Below are 23177 nucleotides of genomic sequence, written 5' to 3'. Positions count from 1 at the left end.
TCCCGATTTTTCAAAGTTACGTGCAACTCCAGCATTATTAGTTGTATCCTCTGCACCTTGAAGTATCTCATCAATGCTTTTAATCTTACCCGTCCCCTCAGGTGGAGTACTGAGATATCTGACGAACGGTAAAAATTCGTATTCATTTTAAAAAAGTATAGCACATCTTCGTGCTATTTTTAAGGAAAAAATTACTGTTCTTCTTCTCGAGTCGGTTCCCGGTATTCTATCTTATTTTTCATCATTCCGTAAACTATGTTTACCAAACGACGCATAATGCAGACCAGTGCTTGAGATTTTGTCTTTCCTTCACCTATTTTCCGCATATAATAGTCATAAAATTCTGGGTGATTGGGTGCTCCGTTCTTTGGTCTGGACACCATGGTTACTGCCAGGAAATAAAACAGCCCATGCAACTGGCGGTTTCCCTGTCTGGAGCTTTGTTCCTTCCCTTTTCCGGCAGAACTGAACTTTACAGGAGCAACTCCTGCGAATCTTGCCAGCTTATCAGCATTGGAAAATCTTCGAATATCTCCGATTTCTGCAATCAGCTTACTAGCAATAGAAGTTCCAATTCCGGGTATACTGGTCAGTTTATAATCAAAACTAAGCAGGATCTTCTCGATTTCTTTATCAAGCCCTGCCAATTCTTCTTTCTGATGTTCCAAGTCTCTTACCAGACTTGTTGTAATAAAATCTCTGGATTCCTGGTATTCCCGAAAGGTATTTCCATCATTCTTGACACAATCCAGAATCAATTCCGCTTTATCCTTCTTGATAATACGAGATATTTCCTTAAATTCGATGGTTAGATCCTCTGCCGTCTTTTCCTGCAAATGGACAGGGGACGGGTAGGTCTTCCAGAAATACATGGCACATTTTCCTTCTATCTCGCTGAAGAACTTACTGTAGCTAGGATATGCTATGGATATCTGCTCATGGAGTCCATTCTTAAAGCGAATACCGTCTTTCACCAGTAAATCTCTCCGATTTACTAATTGAGCCAGTGTCCATTCATTATCTTTTGGTTTTGCATCCGGCAAAGTATGTAACTGGTTAATCAAAACCGTTGCCACACAATACGCATCATACTCATCATTTTTACGGAGCATAGGTGCACTTTTTCTCTGGTCATAAGCAAGCGCCGGATTAATGTCTTTTACAATGTAACCTTTTTCAATTAGCCAGACAGCTAAACTACTGCCATAGCCGTATGCATTCTCCAATCCGTAAATGGGGTCAAGCCCAAGATGATTGGATTTTCTGTTTACCTTTTCTGCCAGCTTTTTAAATTCACTGGGCTTGTTTTCTATCACGACTACCTCTAACTTTTCATTCCAACAGTTCACCATAACTGCCGTATGACTTTCCTTATGAAGGTCAATCCCCACATAAAGCAGATTTTCTCTTCTCTGCAATTCTCTCCCTCCAGATCTTGTTTCCAACCAATCAGTTTCTGCACCGGCAACCTCAGATGACAGCGTTAACTCTTCATGAGTCCGCAAGGGGGCGACAGCCTATCTACAACAAACCAATGGGTGAAAGGACAAGTTATTTCTTTTATTGGTTGTTGATGTTAACTCTGTATGGAATGGATTGCAAGTCATTTCTGGATTTATTTTCGGGAGAAGGAACGGCAGAAAAAAGAACAGAAAAGGGAGCTACAGAAGAAGTGTTTTTACCCCCTGTAACCCCCGGCAGCCCAATTTTACCATAGAACCAATTTCCTGTAAATCCCATGGTTCACCATGAACCATAGGGTGGATGATCTGCCTAAATTTCTGGTGGAACAGAATCAATAGACCACTTTCAGTTTGCCCTGTGTCGCAAAATATTGCCCCTATGTGACCTTTAAAATCCATGGCTGGACATATATGCCATTCAGGCAATAAAACACCTCGTTGGGCAAATTTGAAAAACATAGTTTTTTCACGTTGCACCTGATAACTGTTTGGATTGCTATTGCCTCCTGTTTGTCTTCCAATTGCTTTTTCAGAAAAATGTCGCATATATGCCAGTTTTTCATATCCCTCAAGTCGCACATCTGCAACCATTTATAAATTCCTGAACTGAAAAATTCTCGCTTGATTTTGCTCTAAAAGCAGGGATGAACCATGGGGTCGAAAATGATGCAGGTTAAAGGCAGGTGCACCTTACGGCGCTCCAGCCGATTCACAGCAGACGGCAATGCCGACTGCATAAGGATTTCGGTCAAATCCTTTCTTTTTTACTAGGTGGCTGTCAATAAGACAAAAGTCACCCATCAGGTGGCTGTAACCACTCTAAAATAAGCCAAGTTCAAGGCTCTTTAGGGTGTCTGCATAGGTACACCTCGTAAAATTTAACCAGTTTTTTTATCTATAATAGTTATTTGTTTTTACATTCGTTAATTATCTTAAGAAAATCAGAAAAACTATCCGCTATAAAATATGTATTCATATCATCTTCTGAAGAATCAAAGTGGTACGAATCGTCCCAGTAATAAACTCCTTTGTATTCTCCTGTACATATTAAAATTATAAAACCATTTTCCAATGTGTCCGCTATTATTAGGGAAGATTCTAACATATCATCCGAAAATTTATTAGTCCAAGTTAAAATATCTGAGTTAGAATTTCCTGTATTAATTCCATAAATAACGTCTATATTTACATATGATGATAGATCATTGACTTTGACCTTAATATAAGGCTCGACCACTCCACCATTATATGTCAGTAAAAATTCAGTATAATCCTCTGGAATCCTAGTAGATAGTTCATTCTCAAAATTTACAATATCACTCTTAGTTATTTTTTTAAATGTACTTTTAAACATTTGCATTCTCCTTAATTTGCTTTTTTAATGGACATTCCACCACGATGAGTGAATTCTTTATGTATAGATTTACCCACCTCTTGTAATGTTTTTCCATCTTCATTATGATGCCATGTATTATTTATGGAATCTCTAGGACCATTAGGGGCTAACTCATCTGCACGTTCAAAATCAGTACGATAATCTTTGAATTCTCCGATATCAACCTCTTGTTTTACTTGTCCAGCTTCTTTGAAATTAGGATAGCCATTATTATATTTAACAGTAACTCCATCTTTATTGGTATATTTCCACACATCATTTTCAATCTCAACCTTTCCACCATTATTAAGCCACTTCTCCGGATTTGGTGAATTTTTAGGTTTTGTATCTAAAATATTTTTCGGTATAGAGTCTCCTTGTTTAAAACTCTTACCCGCCCCCTCATTAACCCCCTTAACAATCTTACCAGCCTCATCCCCTAAATTCTCACTTGCCACCCCAGATTTTATGTTGACGCCAGATCCGCCAGGTGGTTCAGCTTTTTTAAACATTGATTTCAGATTGGTATATCCATCTTGCAGCATTTTCCCAGTGCCTATAAAATCATCAGCCTGGCCAATTCCAGCGTAAGAGGGAACTAGGTCGTTCTTGTTTTTCAGCATAAATCGAAGATTATCAAGAAAGTCTCCGCTTTTTTGTGCAGTTTTAGTTAAGGTCGAATCAAGAACCTTCCCAAGGTTTTTAAACATAGGCGATTCCAGATATTTTCCTGCACTAAATACTTTTTCAGCTGTTGTGGTTGCTTTTACAGCCTTTATACCGGTTGACAATTCACTGCCTGTCTTGGCAATCGTCGTCCCGGCCTTCACTTGTCCGGTTCCTATAAAAAGTTGGGCAATTTCAAATACCACCTGTCCGGCAACTTCTGCCCGTTCATCACCACTGCCATTACAAACCTTATCAACAAAAAAATTCTTAACCTCATTACATATCAGAGGAAGAGTCGTTTCGGGGCTGAGAGCAATGGAATTAAGCCCTTTCAATGTCTCATAGGGATATGTAGCAAAACAAGTATTCTTAAATTTCCAATGATGTTATATTTATAACTCTGGAACTTTCTTCGCTTCTCCTGTCATCATTTACTGCCTATCTTTCTTTATCCTCCTCAGCAATCCATGTCATAAAAGCAGTATCTGCACCGCCAATTTTTACGACTCTATTTTTGTGAAACATCAGTCCTACACCATGTTCTTCATCCCAACGACATTGAAATTCAATTCCAAAATATGCCATATTATCAGTTTCTACATCCATAATATATATTTTTTTAGGATTCACTAGTTTTTTCAAATCCTCTATGCAAGACAAATTTGGCATTAAAAATTCTTTTTCATCTTCATTATAATTATATTCATCTTGCCATAATGGGTAATTTTGATAAATCTCCTTAATAGCTGCATCGAGAATATTTATCTGTTGTTCAATTAAATAGTGAAATGCATTTTTATGAATTTCAGTAATTTGATCAATAATACAATCCCCTCCTACATTTAACAATAAAACTATTTTTTTTTGAAAAAAATTTTCCCATTCAACCAATTTTACTGTACCTTCCCAAAAAATATCATTTTTAAATAAATTAGGTATCATAGATAATCTCCTTTCATTAAGGTCTCAAGCCTTTTCTAATTAATGAGGCCCCTCCAGTATGCCTAACTGCACTGTGTAGGTCTGTTGGCACTAACATCATAGTTTTTCCATCTTCCACATGATGCCATGTAAATCCTTTCGGGGTAGATTTATAACCTGCTGTTTGATTTGCTTTTATAAAATCATAATAAGCATCTCACTGAAGGTTTCGAATTTCAACTGATTTTGTACTATAAGGGCTAAAATCTGGAAACCCTTCATTAGTAAACTTAACACCACTCGGATACTTTTTAGCCAAATCACCTGATAATTCAAATGTTTGTCCTGAGAACTTTTTATTTATAATTGTAATTTTATCAAGACTGGCTTGTCCCCCCTCATTAACCCCATTAACAACCTTACCAGTCTTATCCCCTAAATTCTCACTTGCCACCCCAGATTTTATGTTGACGCCAGATCCGCCAGGTGGTTCAGCTTTTTTAAACATTGATTTCAGATTGGTATATCCATCTTGCAGCATTTTCCCAGTGCCTATAAAATCATCAGCCTGGCCAATTCCAGCGTAAGAGGGAACTAGGTCGTTCTTGTTTTTCAGCATAAATCGAAGATTATCAAGAAAGTCTCCGCTTTTTTGTGCAGTTTTAGTTAAGGTCGAATCAAGAACCTTCCCAAGGTTTTTAAACATAGGCGATTCCAGATATTTTCCTGCACTAAATACTTTTTCAGCTGTTGTGGTTGCTTTTACAGCCTTTATACCGGTTGACAATTCACTGCCTGTCTTGGCAATCGTCGTCCCGGCCTTCACTTGTCCGGTTCCTATAAAAAGTTGGGCAATTTCAAATACCACCTGTCCGGCAACTTCTGCCCGTTCATCACCACTGCCATTACAAACCTTATCAACAAAAAAATTCTTAACCTCATTACATATCAGAGGAAGAGTCGTTTCGGGGCTGAGAGCAATGGAATTAAGCCCTTCCAATGCCTCATAGGGGTCGGCAGTAACATGAGCAAGTGCATCTACGGTGCCAACCGCCCCTTTTATATAGAAGCCACGATAGATGGATCCAGCAACAGAATAAGCATTGCTTTTGGCATCAGGATCTCTTTGTCCGGTAAATGCGCCTACAGTATCCGAAATTATTGGAATGTTCGCGTTGTAGACGGTTGAACCAATAAAATCATTTGCCTTTTGGGCATGTTCTTCCAGAAAAGAAAGTCCTTGTTTAAGCTTTGTTTGCGGCCATTCTAAAAATGGATATTCTTTCAGAACCGCTTTTCGGCTCTGGAGTAAAAAATCCAAAGCAACGGAAGAGGATACAATGGGATAAGATCCGGGCAATGCTCCGACAGTAAGGATTCCCCTAATGGTCCGGGAGAAGGAAACATCCCCTTCTGCTTTTACTTTATCTAAAATTCGTTGATTTTTTGCGTTGATCTCATTTGATTTTGTTTGAAAGGGAGACGAGTTCGCAAGGGGTCGACAGTCTATTTTCCTTTTTTTGTTTTCTCGCTTTTAGATATTTCGATCATGTAACTTTCTATGAATCCATCAACTACAATTTGAAACAATTCAACTGGAATATAACATACTCCTTTGGAATTAACATACTTTATATTGTTATATAATTCTGTGTTGTCCCATGCTATTTCAATAGTATTATTAACTCGTCTAAAAAACACATCTGCTAGATATGACCCACCATTGTTGGAATACCATGAATGATTAAAATACCAGACTTGTCTTTTTTCATACCACGAATTAAATTCATTATCATCATCTGAATCAAAATCCCCACTATTATTGTACAATTCTATCGCATTATCACCTTCACAAGGTAATGGAAATGGGCTTTCTTCAAGAATGTGGTTTTTATTTTTGCATAATCACTCAACAATAAAACTTAAATCGCATTCATATTCACGTATTTCATCATCCACTGAAAAAATACATACGGAATTATTATAAACCCACATCTGAAACTCCCCCCCCCATGTGGATTCATTCTTCCCGGATTCATTAAATGGGCTCTCTTTTAATTCATATGCAATTGCAAAAAACATTCAAAAGCTCATCTTTCATTTTTATCCTATATCTACTATCTATTTCTTCCTCGTCTCGTATAAGAAAAACCGCAAAAGTGTTTAACTCAAATAACTTTTCTAGAAACTTTAAAATAATATCGGCATTTGCATTTGAAATTTTTTTATTAATTAAAAATTTTAAATAAGATATATAATCTCCGCACAAAGTTAAGGATATGTATTGGTTAATATTTATATCATTCTCAATATATTTTTTATAACACCTTGTATAATAATCCAAATCTTGTATTTCTTTAAATTCTAAACCAGTATCATCCTTAAAAATAGGAGGATCTTGTGAAAACTTTTCTCCTCCACATTCAAACAAAAATTCTTTAATATTTAATTTATAAAGTTCATTTTCCAATAATAAAATATCTAGTGTAAAATCCATATAAACACCTCACGTTTAATGATAAAAATCAGTTGGTTTCTGTCGATACCAGCCACCTTTTTCTGGGCTGTAATCAAATATATGCTGATGTGGATTTGAATGATGATACGGCTTTCCATGATCTCCCCAATGTGCCTCACTCCAAGGAACATTCTTTCCATTTGCAGTCGGCCATGCCCCTTCCGGAAATGTAGCAGATTGTCTATATGGTAATCCAGTTTTAGAACTCATCTTTCCGCCTAATACCGTATGAGGGTCTTGTGCATTTGGATCTGGCAAAGGAATATCCTGTCCATTAACTTTTTGTTTTGCTAAAGCTATAGGATTACCATCGGCATCTCTAGGTATATAAACTTTATCACCCGAACCCTCAGGTGGAATACTGACATATCCGACAAACAGTAAAAATCTTTATTCACTAAAAAAAATTATAGCACGTCTTTGTGCTGTTTTTAAATAGAAAAATTACTGTTCTTTTTCTGGCAATGGTTCTCGGTATTCTGTCTTATTTTTCATCATTCCGTACACTATGTTCACCAAACGGCGCATGATGCAGATCAGTGCCTGAGACTTTGTCTTACCTTCACCGATTTTCCGCATATAATAGTCATAAAATACCGGATGATTAGGTACTCCGTTCTTTGGTCGGGATACCATGGTTACTGCCAGGAAATAAAACAGTCCGTGCAACTGGCGGTTTCCCTGTCTGGAGCTTTGTTCCTTACCTTTTCCGGCGGAACTGAACTTTACAGGAGCCACTCCTGCGAATCTTGCCAGCTTATCAGCATTGGAAAATCTTCGGATATCTCCGATTTCTGCAATCAGCTTACTGGCTATAGAAGTTCCAATTCCAGGCATACTGGTCAGTTTATAATCAAAACTAAGCAGGATTTTCTCGATTTCTTTATCAAGCCCTGCCAATGCTTCTTTCTGATGTTCCAAGTCTCTTACAAAACTTGTTGTGATAAAGTCTCTGGATTCCTGATATTCACGTATGGTATTTCCATCATTGTAAACACAATCCAAAATCAACTCTGCTTTGTCTCTTCTCGTACTGCGGGATATTTCCTTAAATTCGATTGTTAGATCTTCTGCCGTCTTTTCCGCAAATGGACAGGGGACGGGTAGGTTTTCCAGAAATACATGGCACATTTCCCGTCTATCTCGCTGAAAAACTTACTGTAACTGGAATATGCCATGGATATCTGCTCATGGAGTCCGTTCTTAAAACGGATATCATTTTTCACCAATAAATCTCTTCGATTTACCAGTTGCGCCAGTGTCCATTCGTTATCTTTCGGCTTTGCATCAGGCAAAGTATGTAACTGATTAATCAGAACCGTTGCCACACAATACGCATCATGCTCATCATTTTTTCGGTACATGGGTGCACTTTTTCTCTGGTCATAAGCCAGAGCCGGATTAATGTCTTTTACAATATAATCATTTTCAATCAGCCAGACAGCTAAACTTCTGCCGTAGCCGTATGCATTTTCTAACCCATAAATGGGTTCAAGTCCAAGAATACTGGACTTTCTGCTCACCTTTTCCGCCAGTTTCTTAAATTCACTGGGCTTGTTTTCTATCACAATAACCTCTAACTTTTCATTCCAGCAGTTTACTATCACTGCGGTATGAGTTTCCTTATGCAGGTCAATCCCTACATATAGCAGATTTTCTCTTTTCTGCAATTCTCTCCCTCCTGATCTTGTTTCCAACCAATCAGTCCCCGTACCGGCAACCTCAGATGACAGCGTTAACTCTAATGAGTTCGCAAGGGTTCGACAGCCTATCTACAACAAACCAATGGGTGAAAGGACAAGTTATTTCTTTTATTGGTTGTTGATGTTAACTCTGTATGGAATGGATTGCAAGTCATTTCTGGATTTATTTTCGGGAGAAGGAACGGCAGAAAAAAGAACAGAAAAGGGAGCTACAGAAGAAGTGTTTTTACCCCCTGTAACCCCCGGCAGCCCAATTTTACCATAGAACCAATTTCCTGTAAATCCCATGGTTCACCATGAACCATAGGGTGGATGATCTGCCTAAATTTCTGGTGGAACAGAATCAATAGACCACTTTCAGTTTGCCCTGTGTCGCAAAATATTGCCCCTGTGTAAACTTTAAAACCCATGGCAGGACAATATATGCCATTCAGGCAATAAAACACCTCGTTGGGCAAACTTGAAAAACAAAGGTATTTCCCGTTGCACCTTACGGTGCTCGTGCCAGTTTACAGCAGGCGGCAATGCCGATTGCCTAAGGATTTAAGCTAAAATTTTTCTTATTTATTAGGTTGCTGTCAAAAAGGATAAAGTCACCCATTAGGTGGCTGTAACAAGCCTTAAATCAGCCAAGTTCAAGGATTTTAAGGTGTCTGCGTAGGTACACCATATTAAATTTTACCATGTTTTAATAATAATCTTATAGCAATGAATCACTCAATAATTTTTCCAATAAGTTTTCAAGGCAACTAAATTCTTCAATCTCTCTCCCTGATGGATTATCCAATTCATAATATTTTTTATTTTCATTATGGTATACGTACCAGCTAATATTACTTTCACCTAAAAAGATGTATTTTTGTAACCATTCGTTTTCAAGCCATATTTTATTATTTTCTACTAATCCATTAATTTTTTGATTTGGTATTCTTTGTAATATAGATTCATCAATACCATAAAATATAAAACCATTAAACTCTATGCCATTTACTGTTTTCAATATATTTAAATATTCGACTGGTAAATTAACATTAAGTTCTTTAATCACGTACCGTTTGAATAATTGTATTTCATCCTCAAGGGCACCTACATTTATTTTCTCTTTATATATTTGCTTTTCTTTAACTATTTCATTTAATTTATCCTGCCACATTATTTATATCCTCCTAATGTTGTGCTGGGTATATATTTCCATTTGGCAGTGGCCATTGTACTGTTTGTACTTCACCAACTCCCATTTGCCTTGTGATACTATTTTGATAATTGGTTATTACTTTATGATAAGGCTCATTTTGTATAAGTACTAGATTATCAAATGTATTAGTACCGCTATCATCTAATGGCAATTTATGATGAACTTGCCAACCATCTGGTACTCTACCATTTTGAATTTTTAATACATCTATATCTGAAAATCCGGTATTTTTTAAATAATCAGTATTTTTCCCTAGATCTTCTAGAAAAGCTTTACGAGTTGTTGTATTAAATTCATTTCGAAGAGTCTGCAATTCAACCGTATTTCGCTTAACAGATGAGATATCCTGTACGGTTACATCTTTTAATGTCACATCTTCTCCACGCAACTTTCCTGTAAATTTCGCCTCTGAGCCACCTTTACCAATAGCCCCCGTCCCCTCAGGTGGAGTACTGAGATATCCGACGAACGGTAAGAATCTTTATTCAATTAAAAAAAGTATAGCACATCTTTGTGCTATTTTTAAGAAAAAATTACTGTTCTTCTTCTCGAATCGGTTCCCGATATTCTGTCTTATTTTTCATCATTCCGTACACAATGTTTACCAAACGGCGCATGATGCAGACCAATGCTTGAGACTTTGTCTTTCCTTCGCTGATTTTTCGCATGTAATAGTCATAAAATACTGGATGATTGGGTACTCCGTTCTTTGGTTTCGAAACCATTGTTACCGCCAGAAAATAAAAAAGTCCATGTAGCTGGCGGTTTCCTTGTCTTGAGCTTTGTTCCTTTCCTTTTCCGGCAGAACTGAACTTTACAGGAGCAACTCCTGCAAATCTTGCCAGCTTATCAGCATTGGGAAATCTTCGGATATCTCCGATTTCTGCAATCAGTTTACTGGCTATGGATGTTCCAATTCCTGGCATACTGGTCAGTTTATAATCAAAACTAAGCAGGATTTTTTCGATTTCTTGATCAAGCCCCGCTAATTCTTCTTTCTGATGTTCCAAGTCCCGTACTAGACTTGTTGTGATAAAATCTCTGGATTCCTGATATTCCCGAAAGGTATTTCCATCATTCTGAACACAGTCCAGAATCAACTCTGCTTTATCTTTCTTGGCAATACGGGATATTCCCTTAAATTCGATTGTTAGGTCTTCTGCTGTCTTTCCCTGCAAATGAACAGGAGATGGATAGCTTTTCCAGAAATACATGGCACATTTTCCGTCTATCTCACTGAAGAACTTACTGTAGCTAGGATATGCCATGGATATCTGTTCATGGAGTCCGTTCTTAAAACGGATGCCGTCTTTCACCAATAAATCTCTACGATTTACCAGTTGTGACAACGTCCATTCATTATCTTTTGGCTTTGCATCTGGCAAGGTATGTAACTGGTTAATCAGAACCGTTGCCACACAATAAGCATCATGCTCATCATTTTTTCTAAGCATAGGTGCACTTTTTCTCTGATCATAAGCCAGAGCTGGATTAATGTCTTTTACAATGTAACCTTTTTCAATCAGCCAGACAGCTAAACTTCTGCCGTAGCCGTATGCATTCTCCAATCCGTAAATGGGGTCAAGCCCAAGATGATTGGATTTTCTGTTTACCTTTTCTGCCAGCTTTTTAAATTCACTGGGCTTGTTTTCTATGACGACAACCTCTAACTTCTCATTCCAGCAGTTCACCATCACTGCAGTATGACTTTCCTTATGCAGATCAATCCCCACATAAAGCAGATTTTCTCTTTTCTGCAATACTCTCCCTCCAGATCTTGTTTCCAACCGATCAGTTCCCGTACCGGCAACCTCAGATGACAGCGTTAACTCTTTATGAGTCCGCAAGGGGGCGACAGCCTATCTACAACAAACCAATGGGTGAAAGGACAAGTTATTTCTTTTATTGGTTGTTGATGTTAACTCTGTATGGAATGGATTGCAAGTCATTTCTGGATTTATTTTCGGGAGAAGGAACGGCAGAAAAAAGAACAGAAAAGGGAGCTACAGAAGAAGTGTTTTTACCCCCTGTAACCCCCGGCAGCCCAATTTTACCATAGAACCAATTTCCTGTAAATCCCATGGTTCACCATGAACCATAGGGTGGATGATCTGCCTAAATTTCTGGTGGAACAGAATCAATAGACCACTTTCAGTTTGCCCTGTGTCGCAAAATATTGCCCCTGTGTAAACTTTAAAACCCATGGCAGGACAATATATGCCATTCAGACATTAAGACACCTCGTTGGGCAAATTTGAAAAACAAAGGTATTTCCCGTTGCACCTGATAACTGTTTGGATTGCTTTACCTCCTGTTCGTCATCCGGTTGTTTTTTCAGAAAAATGTCGCATATAGACCAGTTTTTCATATTCCCAAGTCGCAAATTCGCAACCATTTGTAAATTCCTGAACTTGAAAATTCTCGCCTTATTTTGCCCCAAAAATAGGGTTGAACCATGGGGTCGAAAATGATGCAGGATAAAGAGCCGGGGTCAAAGGCTTCCCCGGCTCGAATTACATCAGCCCGCAATGCGGACTGAAAGAATTTTTCAACGGGGTCGGATTCCTTGCTTTAGGGTCGTGATCGGGGTTACACTTGTGCGTAAATCCCATTTATATGAAAAAGTTACGGGGTCATGAACGACTCCTTTTAAACCATAACTAGTAAATCGAGACAATAAGCATTCCGTGAATTCGTTTAATCTATTTGCCCAATTCAACGCATCTGTTTTTAGTAGTTTCTGGTATCGACATTCTGACACTGTTCCGGTATCGTATATTCTCAAAGGAGGGAAGCATTATGACCGCTCAGGAATTACTGGATATGTTTATTCAGGAACGAATCAACATGCTAATTGATATATTCTACAAAAATCAGGCTGACAAATCTAAGAAGGAAGTTGAGCAAATTCTACAAGTTGAGATTTTCATTGAAACTTTACCTGACAAAGAGAAAAAACTGGTAGAAAATTACATTAACTCCCTTATAAACCAACTTGCTTTAGAAGAAGCTTTTCTGTATCAGAATGGTTTTATTGATGGAATAAAGGTTCTCAAATATATTGATAAATTGTAATTTCTGATTATTTAAACCCAAAACACAACATATTTTATTCTTGCTGTGTTTTGGGTTAATAAATAATTTTAAATGTCAATGATCGAACAGTTAACCTTTGAGCCAACATTAAATTTTTTTATATAGTATTCTTGCAAAAGTGGCGTTTCTGTCAACAGATGTTTTTATAATAGTACCTTCTGCTATTTGCTCTGTTAAATTGGCAGTGCTAGAAAATTTTACAATCTACCAATCAATTTGCTTTGGAAGAACTATATCTTTATCAACAGGGGTTCTTAGATTGATGAGCAGTGTGACTTTCAAAAAACATTAGAACACCCAAGAACGGTGCAATAAATAAATTGCTGTGTTCTTGGGTTAAAAAATACCACTGCACCTCCTTATTGTCCTTTGACTATTACTCTCCAACTTCTGAATCTATAATTCTTTTTACTTCCTCACTAGTATCTATATTTCTTTGTATGAGGTTTTCAACAATTTCTATATCAATCTCTCTTTCCATTTTACCAAAAAGCTTTTGAACTATTCTAATTTTTGCCCCTTTGTCTCTTAGCTCTTTTATCACTTTATATACTTGTTCTAATTCTTTTGGTTTTTTTGAATATTGGCACTCAATAATTGCCTTTCCCTTTAATGCATTGTCTTTTATTTCTCCTATAGGTTCTTTCGTGAAACCTCGAATTAGTGATATGTATTTTACAATATTTTCTTTATCCAAAATAGTAATTTGTATTATTGCATACTGCATATTGGGTTAATTTCTCCTTTATTTTACTATTAAATCATCAATTTCTACAATTGGTTTCCCTGGCAAACTAGTCCGCCAATTACCACCATGCCAGCCATTAAGATGTTCTTTAAAGGTCGCAGGCCATATAATTTCATGACTTCCTGCCAAGTGTGGGTATTTAGAAACACTATAACTATGATGTCCTTGTAATGCTTTTCCATTAAATGTAGGCTTTTTACCAGACATTATCTCAGCCATTTGGCTTTCACTCCAGGGCCTTGTTGGAGTGCCCTCAGATATGCGAACAACTTCCATATCCCAAAAATCATTTACAGCTGTTGTTCTAATTTCCTTCATTTTTTTATTCCACACATACTGTGTATATTCATCTTTTGTTATTGTTCGAGAATCAATTTTCTTCTTTAATTCGTTCATTTTCTTGGATCCTAATTGCTTCATACTACTAGGATGAGCTTCTAAATCCAATCCTTTTGTTCTTTGTTTTAGGATACCTTCTGCTCCCCCCGAACCCTCAGGTGGAGTACTGAGATATACGGAAGGAAGTGAAAATTCTATATTTCATTAAAAAAAGTATAGCACGTCTCCGTGCTATTTTGAATCAAAAGTTACTGTTCTTCTTCCAATACCGGCTCACGGTATTCTGTCTTATTTTTCATCATTCCGTACACAATGTTCACCAGTCTGCGCATAATACAGACAAGTGCCTGAGATTTTGTCTTTCCCTCACTGATTTTCCGCATATAGTAACTGTGAAATACTGGATGATTGGGTGTTCCGTTCTTAGGTACAGAAACCATGGTCACTGCCAGAAAGTAAAACAGTCCATGCAGCTGACGGTTCCCCTGTCTAGAACTCTGCTCCTTGCCTTTTCCGGCAGAACTGAACTTGACTGGTGCTACTCCTGCAAATCTCGCTAACTTATCTGCATTGGAAAACCTTCGGATATCACCGATTTCTGCAATCAGTTTACTGGCTACCGTTATTCCAATTCCCGGCATACTGGTCAGTTTATAATCAAACGTGTGCAGGATTTTTTCTATTTCTTCATCAACTCCTGCCAGTTCTTCTTTCTGATGCTCTAAATTTCTTACCAGACTCCTTGTGATAAAATCTCTGAATTCCTGGTATTCCCGTATGGTGTTTCCATCATTCTGAACACAGTCCAGAATGAGTTCTGCTCTATCTCTCTTTGTAATACGGGCTATTTCTTTAAATTCAGCGGTTAATTCTTCTGCTGTTATCCCCTCTAAATGCATTGGGGAAGGATAAGTCCTCCAGAAATACATGGCACATTTCCCATCGATTTCACTGAAAAACTTATGGTAGCTGGGGTATACCATAGATATCTGCTCATGAAGTCCGTTTTTAAAGCGGATTCCGTCTTTTACTAACAGCTCTCTCTGGTTTACCAATTGTGACAGTGTCCATTCGTTATCTTTGGGCTTTGCGTCAGGCAAAGTATGCAGCTGATTAATCAGAACCGTTGCTACACAGTATGCATCCCACTCGTCATTTTTACGGAACATAGGCGCACTTTTTCTCTGATCATAAGCCAGGGCAGGATTGATGTCCTTCACTGTATAATCGTTCTCAATCAGCCATACAGCCAAACTTCTTCCATAGCCGTAAGCATTCTCTAATCCATAAATGGGATTCAGCCCAAGGCTACGGGATTTTCTGTTTACCTTTTCTGCCAGCTTTTTAAATTCACTGGGTTTGTTTTCGATGACAACTACCTCTAATTTTTCATTCCAACAGTTTACCATTACTGCGGTATGAGTCTCTTTATGAAGATCAATCCCCACATAAAGTAGATTTTCTCTTCTCTGCAATTCTCTCCCTCCTGCTCTTGTTTCCAACCAGTCAGTTCCCGTACCGGCAACCTCAGATGACAGCGTTAACTCAAAATGAGTCCGCAAGGGTTCGACAGCCTATCCACAACAAACCAATGGGTGAAAAAACAAGTTATTTCTTTTATTGGTTGTTGATGTTAACTCTCTATCGAATGGATTGCAAGTCATTTCTGATTTTATTTTCTTGAAGTGGAAAAGGACAGAAAAAAGAGAAAAAGAAGGACTACAGCAAGAGCATTTCTCCCCCCGTAGCCCCCCTCCAGCCCAGTTTACCATAAGTAATTTTTTTTGAGAAGAAGGGTTCACCCCTGCATTGGTAAACTTTTTCTTACTTTTTTATAACACTTTTTGACAAAGCTTGAGAAGCGTTATTCACTTAATCCACAGTTGCTACTGGACACCCTTTTTAATCCTCCATTGTCCGCTCGTGTTGCCCCTGTGTGCCCTTGGAAGGGCTCAGATCGCACAAGTAACCATCTCCATGATTAAAACCCAATGTAAGGCGATTTGACAGTAGCAGCCTGCAACACAACTGCCTTCCTGGTATATTTTCTTCCAAAAGCCACTGGATCACTCCATTGCATATGACCTGTCCACAGGCAAACTTTAATCCATAATTACCGGGTCGAAAATAGAGCAGGTTAAAGAGCCGGGGTCAAAAACTCCCCGGCTCCGCTTACATCAGCCCGCAGTGCGGACTGAAAGGACTTTTTCATCGGGGTCGGATTCCAGGCATTGGGGTCGTAACCGAGGTCGCACTTGCACGGAATGCCCATTTATTCGAAAGAGTTATGGGGTTATGAACGACTCCAGTAAAATAGTTCCAATTAATCAGGAAAACAGGAAGTCCATAAACCTAATTGATTTAATTTCACAAATCTTCAAGGGTTCACTATTATTTTCTTCTAAGGTATTTTTACCTGTTTGGCGGAGAATTATTTTTCACTTTTATACTTCTCTACATAATTATTTATACCAGAAAAAAGTACATCGCGCGTAACTTCTTTATAGTCACTATAAATGCCCTCTTTTTCAATTATAATATCAAACATATCTTTTAATTTTCCATCAATTATAATTGTAATACCTTCGACTGGTTCTCCTGTTTTTTCATTTTCAAACTTCTCTGATATAATGCTTAATTTATTATCGCTCATGCATTAGATACTCCTTTACTATAATCTAAAATAGGTATTCCGTTTTCATCATACCAATATTTTTCTTTTAATTCTATTTTACTAAGAAAATCTTCGTATTTTCCACTCCACCCTTTGGCTAAATAAGTTTCAAAGGATTCGTATTCCATGTAAAGAGAATATAACTTTTTCTTATCAAAATCTAAATACAGGGCGGGAATAAAGCAATAATAAATATCTTCTTTGCTATTAAATGATAAGTGCATTTTTAATAATTCCCTCAACTCACCTACTGTTACTTTGTACTTATCAATTCTTGGCTTTAATTCATGAATCGAAATTTCGTTTAAAATGGGCAATCCTTTCCGTTCATTCTGATCCTCGTGATTATCCATATTGTAAGGAATTTTCAGATTTTCAAATTTTTTCTTATAATCGTTATGTAATTTTTCATAGTCCATAAACCACAAATCTTTATCCGTTATATACCAGTTGAAGTCATTATTTATTCTAGTTCCTATTATTATTTTAGTTATACCATCTGGTTCAAATAACATAACCCTTTCCCTCCTATAATTTATACTAAATCTATGGTGATTTTACCCTAGCATTCTTTGCATATTCCTCAATCCACTCTGTCCATGGTGTCGGAAGTTCAAATGCATTACCAGGCATATTGGGATCGACAAGTTTTGGAGCAGTACCACCTTGATTTAGAGGATTTTTAGTATAGTTGTTTTGTGGTATTGTATTTTCTTTCAGAAAATCATCAAACCATTTTGGCATATCAAATTCTACTATTTCACCGGTGCCTCCCCTCTTAACTTCGTTAAAGTATTTAGAGTGTTCCCCATTATCTATACTAACATTTAGATCCGCTTTTTTATCTTGTATACTAACGGAACCATTTTCATTAACTTTAACTCGTGGCTGGCTTGACTGATTTGGAGTAGTACCTTCACCACCTTGAACTCTCCGGTATGTTACAACATCATCACCCGAACCCTCAGGTGGAATACTGACATATCCGACAAACAGTAAAAATCTTTATTCACTAAAAAAAATTATAGCACGTCTTTGTGCTGTTTTTAAATAGAAAAATTACTGTTCTTTTTCTGGCAATGGTTCTCGGTATTCTGTCTTATTTTTCATCATTCCGTACACTATGTTCACCAAACGGCGCATGATGCAGACCAGTGCCTGGGATTTTGTCTTACCTTCGCCAATTTTTCGCATATAATAGTCATAAAAAGCAGGATGATTGGGTGCTCCGTTCTTGGGTCTGGACACCATGGTTACCGCCAGAAAATAAAATAGTCCATGCAACTGACGGTTTCCCTGTCTGGAGCTTTGTTCCTTCCCTTTTCCAGCAGAACTGAACTTTACAGGTGCTACTCCTGCGAATCTTGCCAGCTTGTCTGCATTGGCAAATCTTCGGATATCTCCTATTTCTGCAATCAGCTTACTGGCAATAGAAGTTCCTATTCCTGGCATACTGGTCAGTTTATAATCAAAACTAAGCAGGATTTTCTCAATTTCTTTATCAAGCCCTGCCAATTCTTCTTTTTGATGTTCCAAGTCCCGTACCAGACTTGTTGTGATAAAATCTCTGGATTCCTGATATTCACGTATGGTACTTCCATCATTCTGAACACAATCCAGAATCAACTCTGCTTTGTCTCTTCTCGCAATGCGGGATATTTCCTTAAATTCGATTGTTAGATCTTCTGCCGTCTTTTCCTGCAAATGGACAGGGGACGGGTAGGTTTTCCAGAAATACATGGCACATTTGCCGTCTATTTCGCTGAAAAATTTACTGTAACTGGGATATGCCATAGAAATCTGCTCATGGAGTCCATTTTTAAAACGGATACCGTCTTTCACCAATAAATCTCTTCGATTCACCAGTTGCGCCAGTGTCCACTCATTATCTTTTGGCTTTGCATCCGGCAATGTATGTAACTGGTTAATCAGAACCGTTGCCACACAATACGCATCATACTCATCATTTTTTCGGTACATGGGTGCGCTTTTTCTCTGGTCATAAGCCAGAGCCGGATTAATGTCTTTTACAATATAACCATTTTCAATCAGCCAGACAGCTAAGCTTCTGCCGTAGCCGTATGCATTCTCCAATCCGTAAATGGGTTCAAGTCCAAGAATACTGGATTTTCTGTTCACCTTTTCTGCCAGCTTCTTAAATTCACTGGGCTTGTTTTCTATCACAACTACCTCTAACTTTTCATTCCAGCAGTTAACCATCACTGCGGTATGGGTTTTATGCAGGTCAATCCCTACATATAGCAGATTTTCTCTTTTCTGCAATTCTCCCCCTCCTGATCTTGTTTCCAACCAATCAGTCCCCGTACCGGCAACCTCAGATGACAGCGTTAACTCTAATGAGTTCGCAAGGGTTCGACAGCCTATCTACAACAAACCAATGGGTGAAAGGACAAGTTATTTCTTTTATTGGTTGTTGATGTTAACTCTGTATGGAATGGATTGCAAGTCATTTCTGGATTTAATTTCAGGAGAAGAAACGGCAGAAAAAAGAACGGAAAAGGGAGCTACAGAAAGGGGGATTTTACCCCCTGTAACCCCCGGCAGCCCCATTTTACCATAGAACCAATTTCCTGTAAATCCCATGGTTCACCATGAACCATGGGGTAGGCAGGTATCACAAACCAATGGCAACGCAGATTTGATGTCCCATTCTCAGTTAGCCCTGTGTCGCAAAATATCGCGCCTGTGTGACCTTTAAAACCAATGGTGGAACATGTATGCCATTCAAGCCTAACCAAGCCTTGTTGGGCATATTTGAAAAGAAATGCGTTTTCTTTTTATCTGATAAATGTTCGGATTACCGCTACCTACTGTTCATCTTCCTGTTGCTTTATCAGAAAAATGTCGCACATATGCCAGTCTTGGCGACACATTAAGTCGCACATATGCAACCAATTTTAAAATCTGGTTACATAAAATTTCCGTTCATTTCTCGCCCTAAAATAAAGGTGAACCATGGGGTCGAAAATGATGCAGGTTAAAGAGCCGGGGTCAAAAACTTCCCCGGCTCGGCTTGCATCAGCCCGCAATGCGGACTAAGAGAACCTTTTCATCGGGGTCGTATTGATGGGCATTGGGGTCGTAACAGGGGTTACACTTGCACGTAAATCCCATTTATACGAAAAAATTACGGGGTCATGAACGACTCCATTAAAACCATAACCAGTGAATCAAGACAATAAGCATTCCGTGAATTTATTTGATCTATTTGCCCAATTCAAAGCATCTGTTTTTAGTCGTTTTGGGTATCGACTTTCTTACACTGTTTCGGTATCGTATGTTTTCAAAGGAGGAAAGCATTATGACCGAACAAGAATTGCTGGATATGTTTATTCAGGAACGAATCAACATGCTAATTGATATTTTCCACAAAAATCAGCTTAACAAATCTAAGAAGGAAGATAAGCAAATTCTACAGGCTGAGATTTTCATCGAAACTTTACCTGACAAAGAGAAGAAACTGGTTGAAAATTACATTAACTCTCTTATATGTCAACTTGCTTTAGAAGAAGCTTTTCTATATCAGCATGGGATCATCGATGGAATGAAGATTCTGAAATATATTAATAAATTATAAGTGGACCATTTTTCTTGCATTAGTTCCCGGTATTTTAACCTCAAGAACACACTTTATTATTGAACTGCCCCCAAAAGTTACTAAATTAAACTGTTGGGGGCAGTTCACTTGCTGGCCGATTGGCTACGAGGCTTATGCCACTAAACTAATTATGACCTTTACCTTTTTAGCTCTTCAATTTTAACTCCAAGTATATCAAAAGGAATCTTAAAATAGTAGTAATCATCAAGATATGACGTATAGTAATTATTATTTTTTCTCTCCAAAATCAAGTTTGATCCATTTCCAATTAAGAGTAAATTATAATCTGTATTCTTAATAATTTCATTTATAGTTTTAAAAAGTATCTCTAAAGCATAATCTCTAAACTGACTAAACACTTGAATTCGTGCACTTGTATCTGCAACAAAGTTAAAATCATCTTCAATTACCTCTAGCCCGACCTCTTCTTCTAAATCTACCGATATAGTCATACAGTCAAGACATAAATTAATAGAATCTTGGTCTTCAATAGATTTGAAGTGAATGTTTAATTTTTCTAAAATTTGCATTAAGTAATAAGCATAATCTTTTTGAGTTTTCTTACTAAATAACAACAATTCAAACTCCATAGTATATCTCCTTAATCAGTAAAAATATTAGTAATTTTTCCATCTTTAATAATTTTCAAATCTTCTAGTCTTTTTAGATCTCCACTAGGAGTTGCCTTTTGCTTAATCACAGTTATCAATTCATCAACGTTTCCGGCATAATCATCTAAGTTCAGTACTATATTAGGTGCTTGATTTTTAGTTTTACCTGACAATTCTCTGACAATTGTTTTCGTACTTGTTTCAGCTTTTGGAGCATAAGAATCATACACTTTATTTTCGATAAGAAGATCTGGATTAGACGTTTCTTTAACACCATAACCATTACCACCTGGTACTTCGTCTAGCATTTCAACTTTATAACCATTTTGAGAAAGTAAATCTGCCGACTCATTTTGCCTAATATATCCAGGCGTATCATTTGGTGCATAATTTCCTTTTGGCTTGGCGCTTGAATTAGGTAAGTCACTAGGCTTTGTAACCTTACCCGAACCCTCAGGTGGAGTACTGAGATATCCGACAAAGGGTAAAAATCTTTATTCAATTAAAAAAATTATAGCACGTCTTTGTGCTGTATTTAAATAGAAAAATTACTGTTCTTCTTCTGGAATCGGTTCCCGATATTCCGTCTTATTTTTCATCATTCCGTACACAATGTTCACCAATCGACGCATGATGCAGACCAGTGCCTGAGATTTTGTCTTTCCTTCACCGATTTTCCGTATGTAATAGTCGTAAAATACGCGGTGATTAGGCGCTCCATTCTTTGGCTTGGACACCATGGTTACCGCCAGAAAATAAAACAGTCCATGCAACTGGCGGTTTCCCTGTCTGGAGCTTTGTTCCTTGCCTTTTCCGGCGGAACTGAACTTTACAGGAGCCACTCCTGCGAATCTTGCCAGCTTATCAGCATTGGAAAATCTTCGGATATCTCCGATTTCTGCAATCAGCTTACTGGCAATAGAAGTTCCAATCCCCGGCATACTGGTCAGTTTATAATCGAAGCTAAGCAGGATCTTCTCGATTTCTTTATCAAGCCCTGCTAATTCTTCTTTTTGATGTTCCAAGTCTCTTACAAGACTTATTGTTATAAAATCTCTGGATTCCTGATATTCCCGAAAGGTATTTCCATCATTATGAACGCAGTCCAGAATCAACTCTGCTTTATCTTTTCTGATGATCGGAGACATTTCTTTGAATTCCATCGTTAGTTCTTCTACTGTTTTTTCTTGCAAATGGACAGGGGACGGGTAGGTCTTCCAGAAATACATGGCACATTTCCCGTCTATTTCACTGAAGAACTTACTGTAACTGGGATATGCCATGGATATCTGCTCATGGAGGCCGTTCTTAAACCGGATACCGTCTTTCACCAGTAAATCTCTCCGATTTACCAATTGTGCCAGTGTCCATTCGTTATCTTTTGGCTTTGCATCTGGCAAGGTATGCAACTGGTTAATGAGTACCGTTGCCACACAATACGCATCATGCTCATCATTTTTTCGGAGCATGGGTGCGCTTTTTCTCTGGTCATAAGCCAGTGCAGGATTGATATCTTTTACTATGTAATCATTTTCAATCAGCCAGACAGCTAAACTTCTTCCATAGCCGTAAGCGTTTTCCAATCCATAAATAGGGTCCAGTCCAAGAATACTGGATTTTCTGTTCACCTTTTCTGCCAACTTCTTAAATTCACTGGGCTTGTTTTCAATGACAACAACCTCTAACTTTTCATTCCAGCAGTTTACCATAACTGCGGTATGTGTTTCCTTATGCAGGTCAATCCCCACGTAAAGCAGATTTTCTCTTTTCTGCAATTCTCTCCCTCCTGATCTTGTTTCCAACCGATCAGTTCCCGTACCGGCAACCTCAGATGACAGCGTTAACTCTTTATGAGTCCGCAAGGGGGCGACAGCCTATCTACAACAAACCAATGGGTGAAAGGACAAGTTATTTCTTTTATTGGTTGTTGATGTTAACTCTGTATGGAATGGATTGCAAGTCATTTCTGGATTTAATTTCAGGAGAAGAAACGGCAGAAAAAAGAACGGAAAAGGGAGCTACAGAAAGGGGGATTTTACCCCCTGTAACCCCCGGCAGCCCCATTTTACCATAGAACCAATTTCCTGTAAATCCCATGGTTCACCATGAATCATGGGGGTAGGCAGATATCTTTAAAGCAATGGCAGCGCAGATTTGATGTCGCATTCTCTGTTAGCCCTGTGTCGCAAAATATAGCCCCTGTGTGACCATTAAAACCGATGGTGGAACATATATGCCAGTTTCCG

Annotated in this window: 27 protein-coding genes; 2 read left to right on the top strand and 25 right to left on the bottom strand. The window is 38.0% G+C overall.

The window, feature by feature from the left end; genetic code table 11:
- Window positions 1-191: 191 nt before the first annotated feature.
- The 15 genes from ACLTWA_RS16985 to ACLTWA_RS16915 all read right to left on the bottom strand — a co-directional run bounded on the left by ACLTWA_RS16985 (window position 192) and on the right by ACLTWA_RS16915 (window position 11604).
- Complete coding sequence (locus tag ACLTWA_RS16985) at window positions 192-1418, bottom strand: IS110 family transposase (protein ID WP_412329075.1); 1227 nt, start codon at window positions 1416-1418, stop codon at window positions 192-194.
- A 243-nt stretch (window positions 1419-1661) separates the two neighbouring features.
- The gene (locus ACLTWA_RS16980) at window positions 1662-2054 is read right to left on the bottom strand and encodes a hypothetical protein (protein WP_412329074.1); all 393 of its coding nucleotides are present in this window, start codon (window positions 2052-2054) and stop codon (window positions 1662-1664) included.
- Window positions 2055-2367: 313 nt separating this feature from the next.
- On the bottom strand, window positions 2368-2817 hold the full coding sequence (locus ACLTWA_RS16975; protein WP_412329073.1) for an SMI1/KNR4 family protein: 450 nt from the start codon (window positions 2815-2817) through the stop codon (window positions 2368-2370).
- Between the two features lie 11 nt (window positions 2818-2828).
- Window positions 2829-3842, bottom strand: a complete 1014-nt coding sequence (locus ACLTWA_RS16970; protein ID WP_412329072.1) for an HNH endonuclease — start codon at window positions 3840-3842, stop codon at window positions 2829-2831.
- A 103-nt stretch (window positions 3843-3945) separates the two neighbouring features.
- Window positions 3946-4449, bottom strand: coding sequence for a DUF6985 domain-containing protein (locus tag ACLTWA_RS16965; RefSeq protein ID WP_412329071.1), 504 nt, complete (start codon window positions 4447-4449; stop codon window positions 3946-3948).
- 16 nt (window positions 4450-4465) lie between these two features.
- Window positions 4466-4627, bottom strand: coding sequence for an HNH endonuclease (locus ACLTWA_RS16960; protein ID WP_412329107.1), 162 nt, complete (start codon window positions 4625-4627; stop codon window positions 4466-4468).
- Between the two features lie 18 nt (window positions 4628-4645).
- The gene (locus ACLTWA_RS16955; protein ID WP_412329070.1) at window positions 4646-5788 is read right to left on the bottom strand and encodes a hypothetical protein; all 1143 of its coding nucleotides are present in this window, start codon (window positions 5786-5788) and stop codon (window positions 4646-4648) included.
- 146 nt (window positions 5789-5934) lie between these two features.
- A complete protein-coding gene (locus tag ACLTWA_RS16950; protein WP_412329069.1) occupies window positions 5935-6258 on the bottom strand; it encodes a hypothetical protein in 324 nt (107 codons plus the stop codon).
- 229 nt (window positions 6259-6487) lie between these two features.
- Window positions 6488-6925 (bottom strand): hypothetical protein, encoded by a 438-nt coding sequence (locus ACLTWA_RS16945; protein WP_412329068.1) that lies wholly within the window; start codon window positions 6923-6925, stop codon window positions 6488-6490.
- Window positions 6926-6940: 15 nt separating this feature from the next.
- Window positions 6941-7204: a hypothetical protein gene (locus ACLTWA_RS16940; protein WP_412329067.1), complete on the bottom strand. Its 264-nt coding sequence runs from the start codon at window positions 7202-7204 to the stop codon at window positions 6941-6943.
- 186 nt (window positions 7205-7390) lie between these two features.
- Window positions 7391-8077, bottom strand: a complete 687-nt coding sequence (locus ACLTWA_RS16935) for a transposase (RefSeq protein ID WP_412329066.1) — start codon at window positions 8075-8077, stop codon at window positions 7391-7393.
- Entirely contained in the window at window positions 8008-8616 is a 609-nt protein-coding gene (locus ACLTWA_RS16930) for an IS110 family transposase (RefSeq protein WP_412329065.1), read from the bottom strand. The genes ACLTWA_RS16935 and ACLTWA_RS16930 overlap by 70 nt, the downstream gene beginning before the upstream one ends.
- 733 nt (window positions 8617-9349) lie before the next feature.
- Window positions 9350-9802 carry a YrhA family protein gene (locus ACLTWA_RS16925; RefSeq protein WP_412329064.1) on the bottom strand — a complete coding sequence of 151 codons (453 nt, stop codon included), beginning with the start codon at window positions 9800-9802 and terminating at the stop codon, window positions 9350-9352.
- Window positions 9803-9815: 13 nt separating this feature from the next.
- Window positions 9816-10217, bottom strand: a complete 402-nt coding sequence (locus tag ACLTWA_RS16920; protein ID WP_412329063.1) for an HNH endonuclease signature motif containing protein — start codon at window positions 10215-10217, stop codon at window positions 9816-9818.
- Window positions 10218-10377: 160 nt separating this feature from the next.
- Complete coding sequence (locus ACLTWA_RS16915) at window positions 10378-11604, bottom strand: IS110 family transposase (protein ID WP_412329062.1); 1227 nt, start codon at window positions 11602-11604, stop codon at window positions 10378-10380.
- Between the two features lie 1039 nt (window positions 11605-12643).
- Between ACLTWA_RS16915 and ACLTWA_RS16910 the strand changes: the two genes are divergently transcribed.
- Window positions 12644-12919: a hypothetical protein gene (locus ACLTWA_RS16910; RefSeq protein ID WP_412329061.1), complete on the top strand. Its 276-nt coding sequence runs from the start codon at window positions 12644-12646 to the stop codon at window positions 12917-12919.
- A gap of 397 nt (window positions 12920-13316) precedes the next feature.
- Here the strand turns inward: ACLTWA_RS16910 and ACLTWA_RS16905 are convergent, their stop codons facing one another.
- From ACLTWA_RS16905 to ACLTWA_RS16875, 7 genes are all read right to left on the bottom strand, one after another.
- Entirely contained in the window at window positions 13317-13667 is a 351-nt protein-coding gene (locus ACLTWA_RS16905) for a hypothetical protein (RefSeq protein ID WP_412329060.1), read from the bottom strand.
- Window positions 13668-13685: 18 nt separating this feature from the next.
- The gene (locus ACLTWA_RS16900; protein ID WP_412329059.1) at window positions 13686-14084 is read right to left on the bottom strand and encodes a hypothetical protein; all 399 of its coding nucleotides are present in this window, start codon (window positions 14082-14084) and stop codon (window positions 13686-13688) included.
- Between the two features lie 191 nt (window positions 14085-14275).
- Window positions 14276-15502, bottom strand: a complete 1227-nt coding sequence (locus tag ACLTWA_RS16895) for an IS110 family transposase (RefSeq protein WP_412329058.1) — start codon at window positions 15500-15502, stop codon at window positions 14276-14278.
- 956 nt (window positions 15503-16458) lie between these two features.
- Window positions 16459-16680, bottom strand: coding sequence for a hypothetical protein (locus ACLTWA_RS16890; RefSeq protein ID WP_346919945.1), 222 nt, complete (start codon window positions 16678-16680; stop codon window positions 16459-16461).
- Window positions 16677-17216, bottom strand: coding sequence for a hypothetical protein (locus ACLTWA_RS16885; RefSeq protein ID WP_412329057.1), 540 nt, complete (start codon window positions 17214-17216; stop codon window positions 16677-16679). The genes ACLTWA_RS16890 and ACLTWA_RS16885 overlap by 4 nt, the downstream gene beginning before the upstream one ends.
- Before the next feature lie 31 nt (window positions 17217-17247).
- Window positions 17248-17445, bottom strand: coding sequence for a hypothetical protein (locus tag ACLTWA_RS16880; protein WP_277406243.1), 198 nt, complete (start codon window positions 17443-17445; stop codon window positions 17248-17250).
- A 315-nt stretch (window positions 17446-17760) separates the two neighbouring features.
- Window positions 17761-18984 (bottom strand): IS110 family transposase, encoded by a 1224-nt coding sequence (locus tag ACLTWA_RS16875; RefSeq protein WP_412329056.1) that lies wholly within the window; start codon window positions 18982-18984, stop codon window positions 17761-17763.
- Between the two features lie 1039 nt (window positions 18985-20023).
- On the opposite strand from ACLTWA_RS16875, the gene ACLTWA_RS16870 reads away from it, so the two are divergent.
- The gene (locus tag ACLTWA_RS16870) at window positions 20024-20299 is read left to right on the top strand and encodes a hypothetical protein (protein ID WP_412329055.1); all 276 of its coding nucleotides are present in this window, start codon (window positions 20024-20026) and stop codon (window positions 20297-20299) included.
- 158 nt (window positions 20300-20457) lie between these two features.
- On the opposite strand, the gene ACLTWA_RS16865 is transcribed toward ACLTWA_RS16870, so the two are convergent.
- From ACLTWA_RS16865 to ACLTWA_RS16855, 3 genes are all read right to left on the bottom strand, one after another.
- Window positions 20458-20910, bottom strand: coding sequence for a hypothetical protein (locus ACLTWA_RS16865; protein ID WP_412329054.1), 453 nt, complete (start codon window positions 20908-20910; stop codon window positions 20458-20460).
- Between the two features lie 11 nt (window positions 20911-20921).
- Window positions 20922-21239, bottom strand: a complete 318-nt coding sequence (locus ACLTWA_RS16860; protein ID WP_412329053.1) for a hypothetical protein — start codon at window positions 21237-21239, stop codon at window positions 20922-20924.
- A gap of 240 nt (window positions 21240-21479) precedes the next feature.
- Window positions 21480-22706 (bottom strand): IS110 family transposase, encoded by a 1227-nt coding sequence (locus tag ACLTWA_RS16855; protein ID WP_412329052.1) that lies wholly within the window; start codon window positions 22704-22706, stop codon window positions 21480-21482.
- Window positions 22707-23177 lie beyond the last annotated feature (471 nt).

It is taken from the genome of Lacrimispora sp. (assembly GCF_046972725.1).
GTDB lineage: Bacteria > Bacillota > Clostridia > Lachnospirales > Lachnospiraceae > Lacrimispora.
Note: the sequence above shows the minus strand (reverse complement) of the source record. Positions and strands in the feature narration are given on the sequence as shown.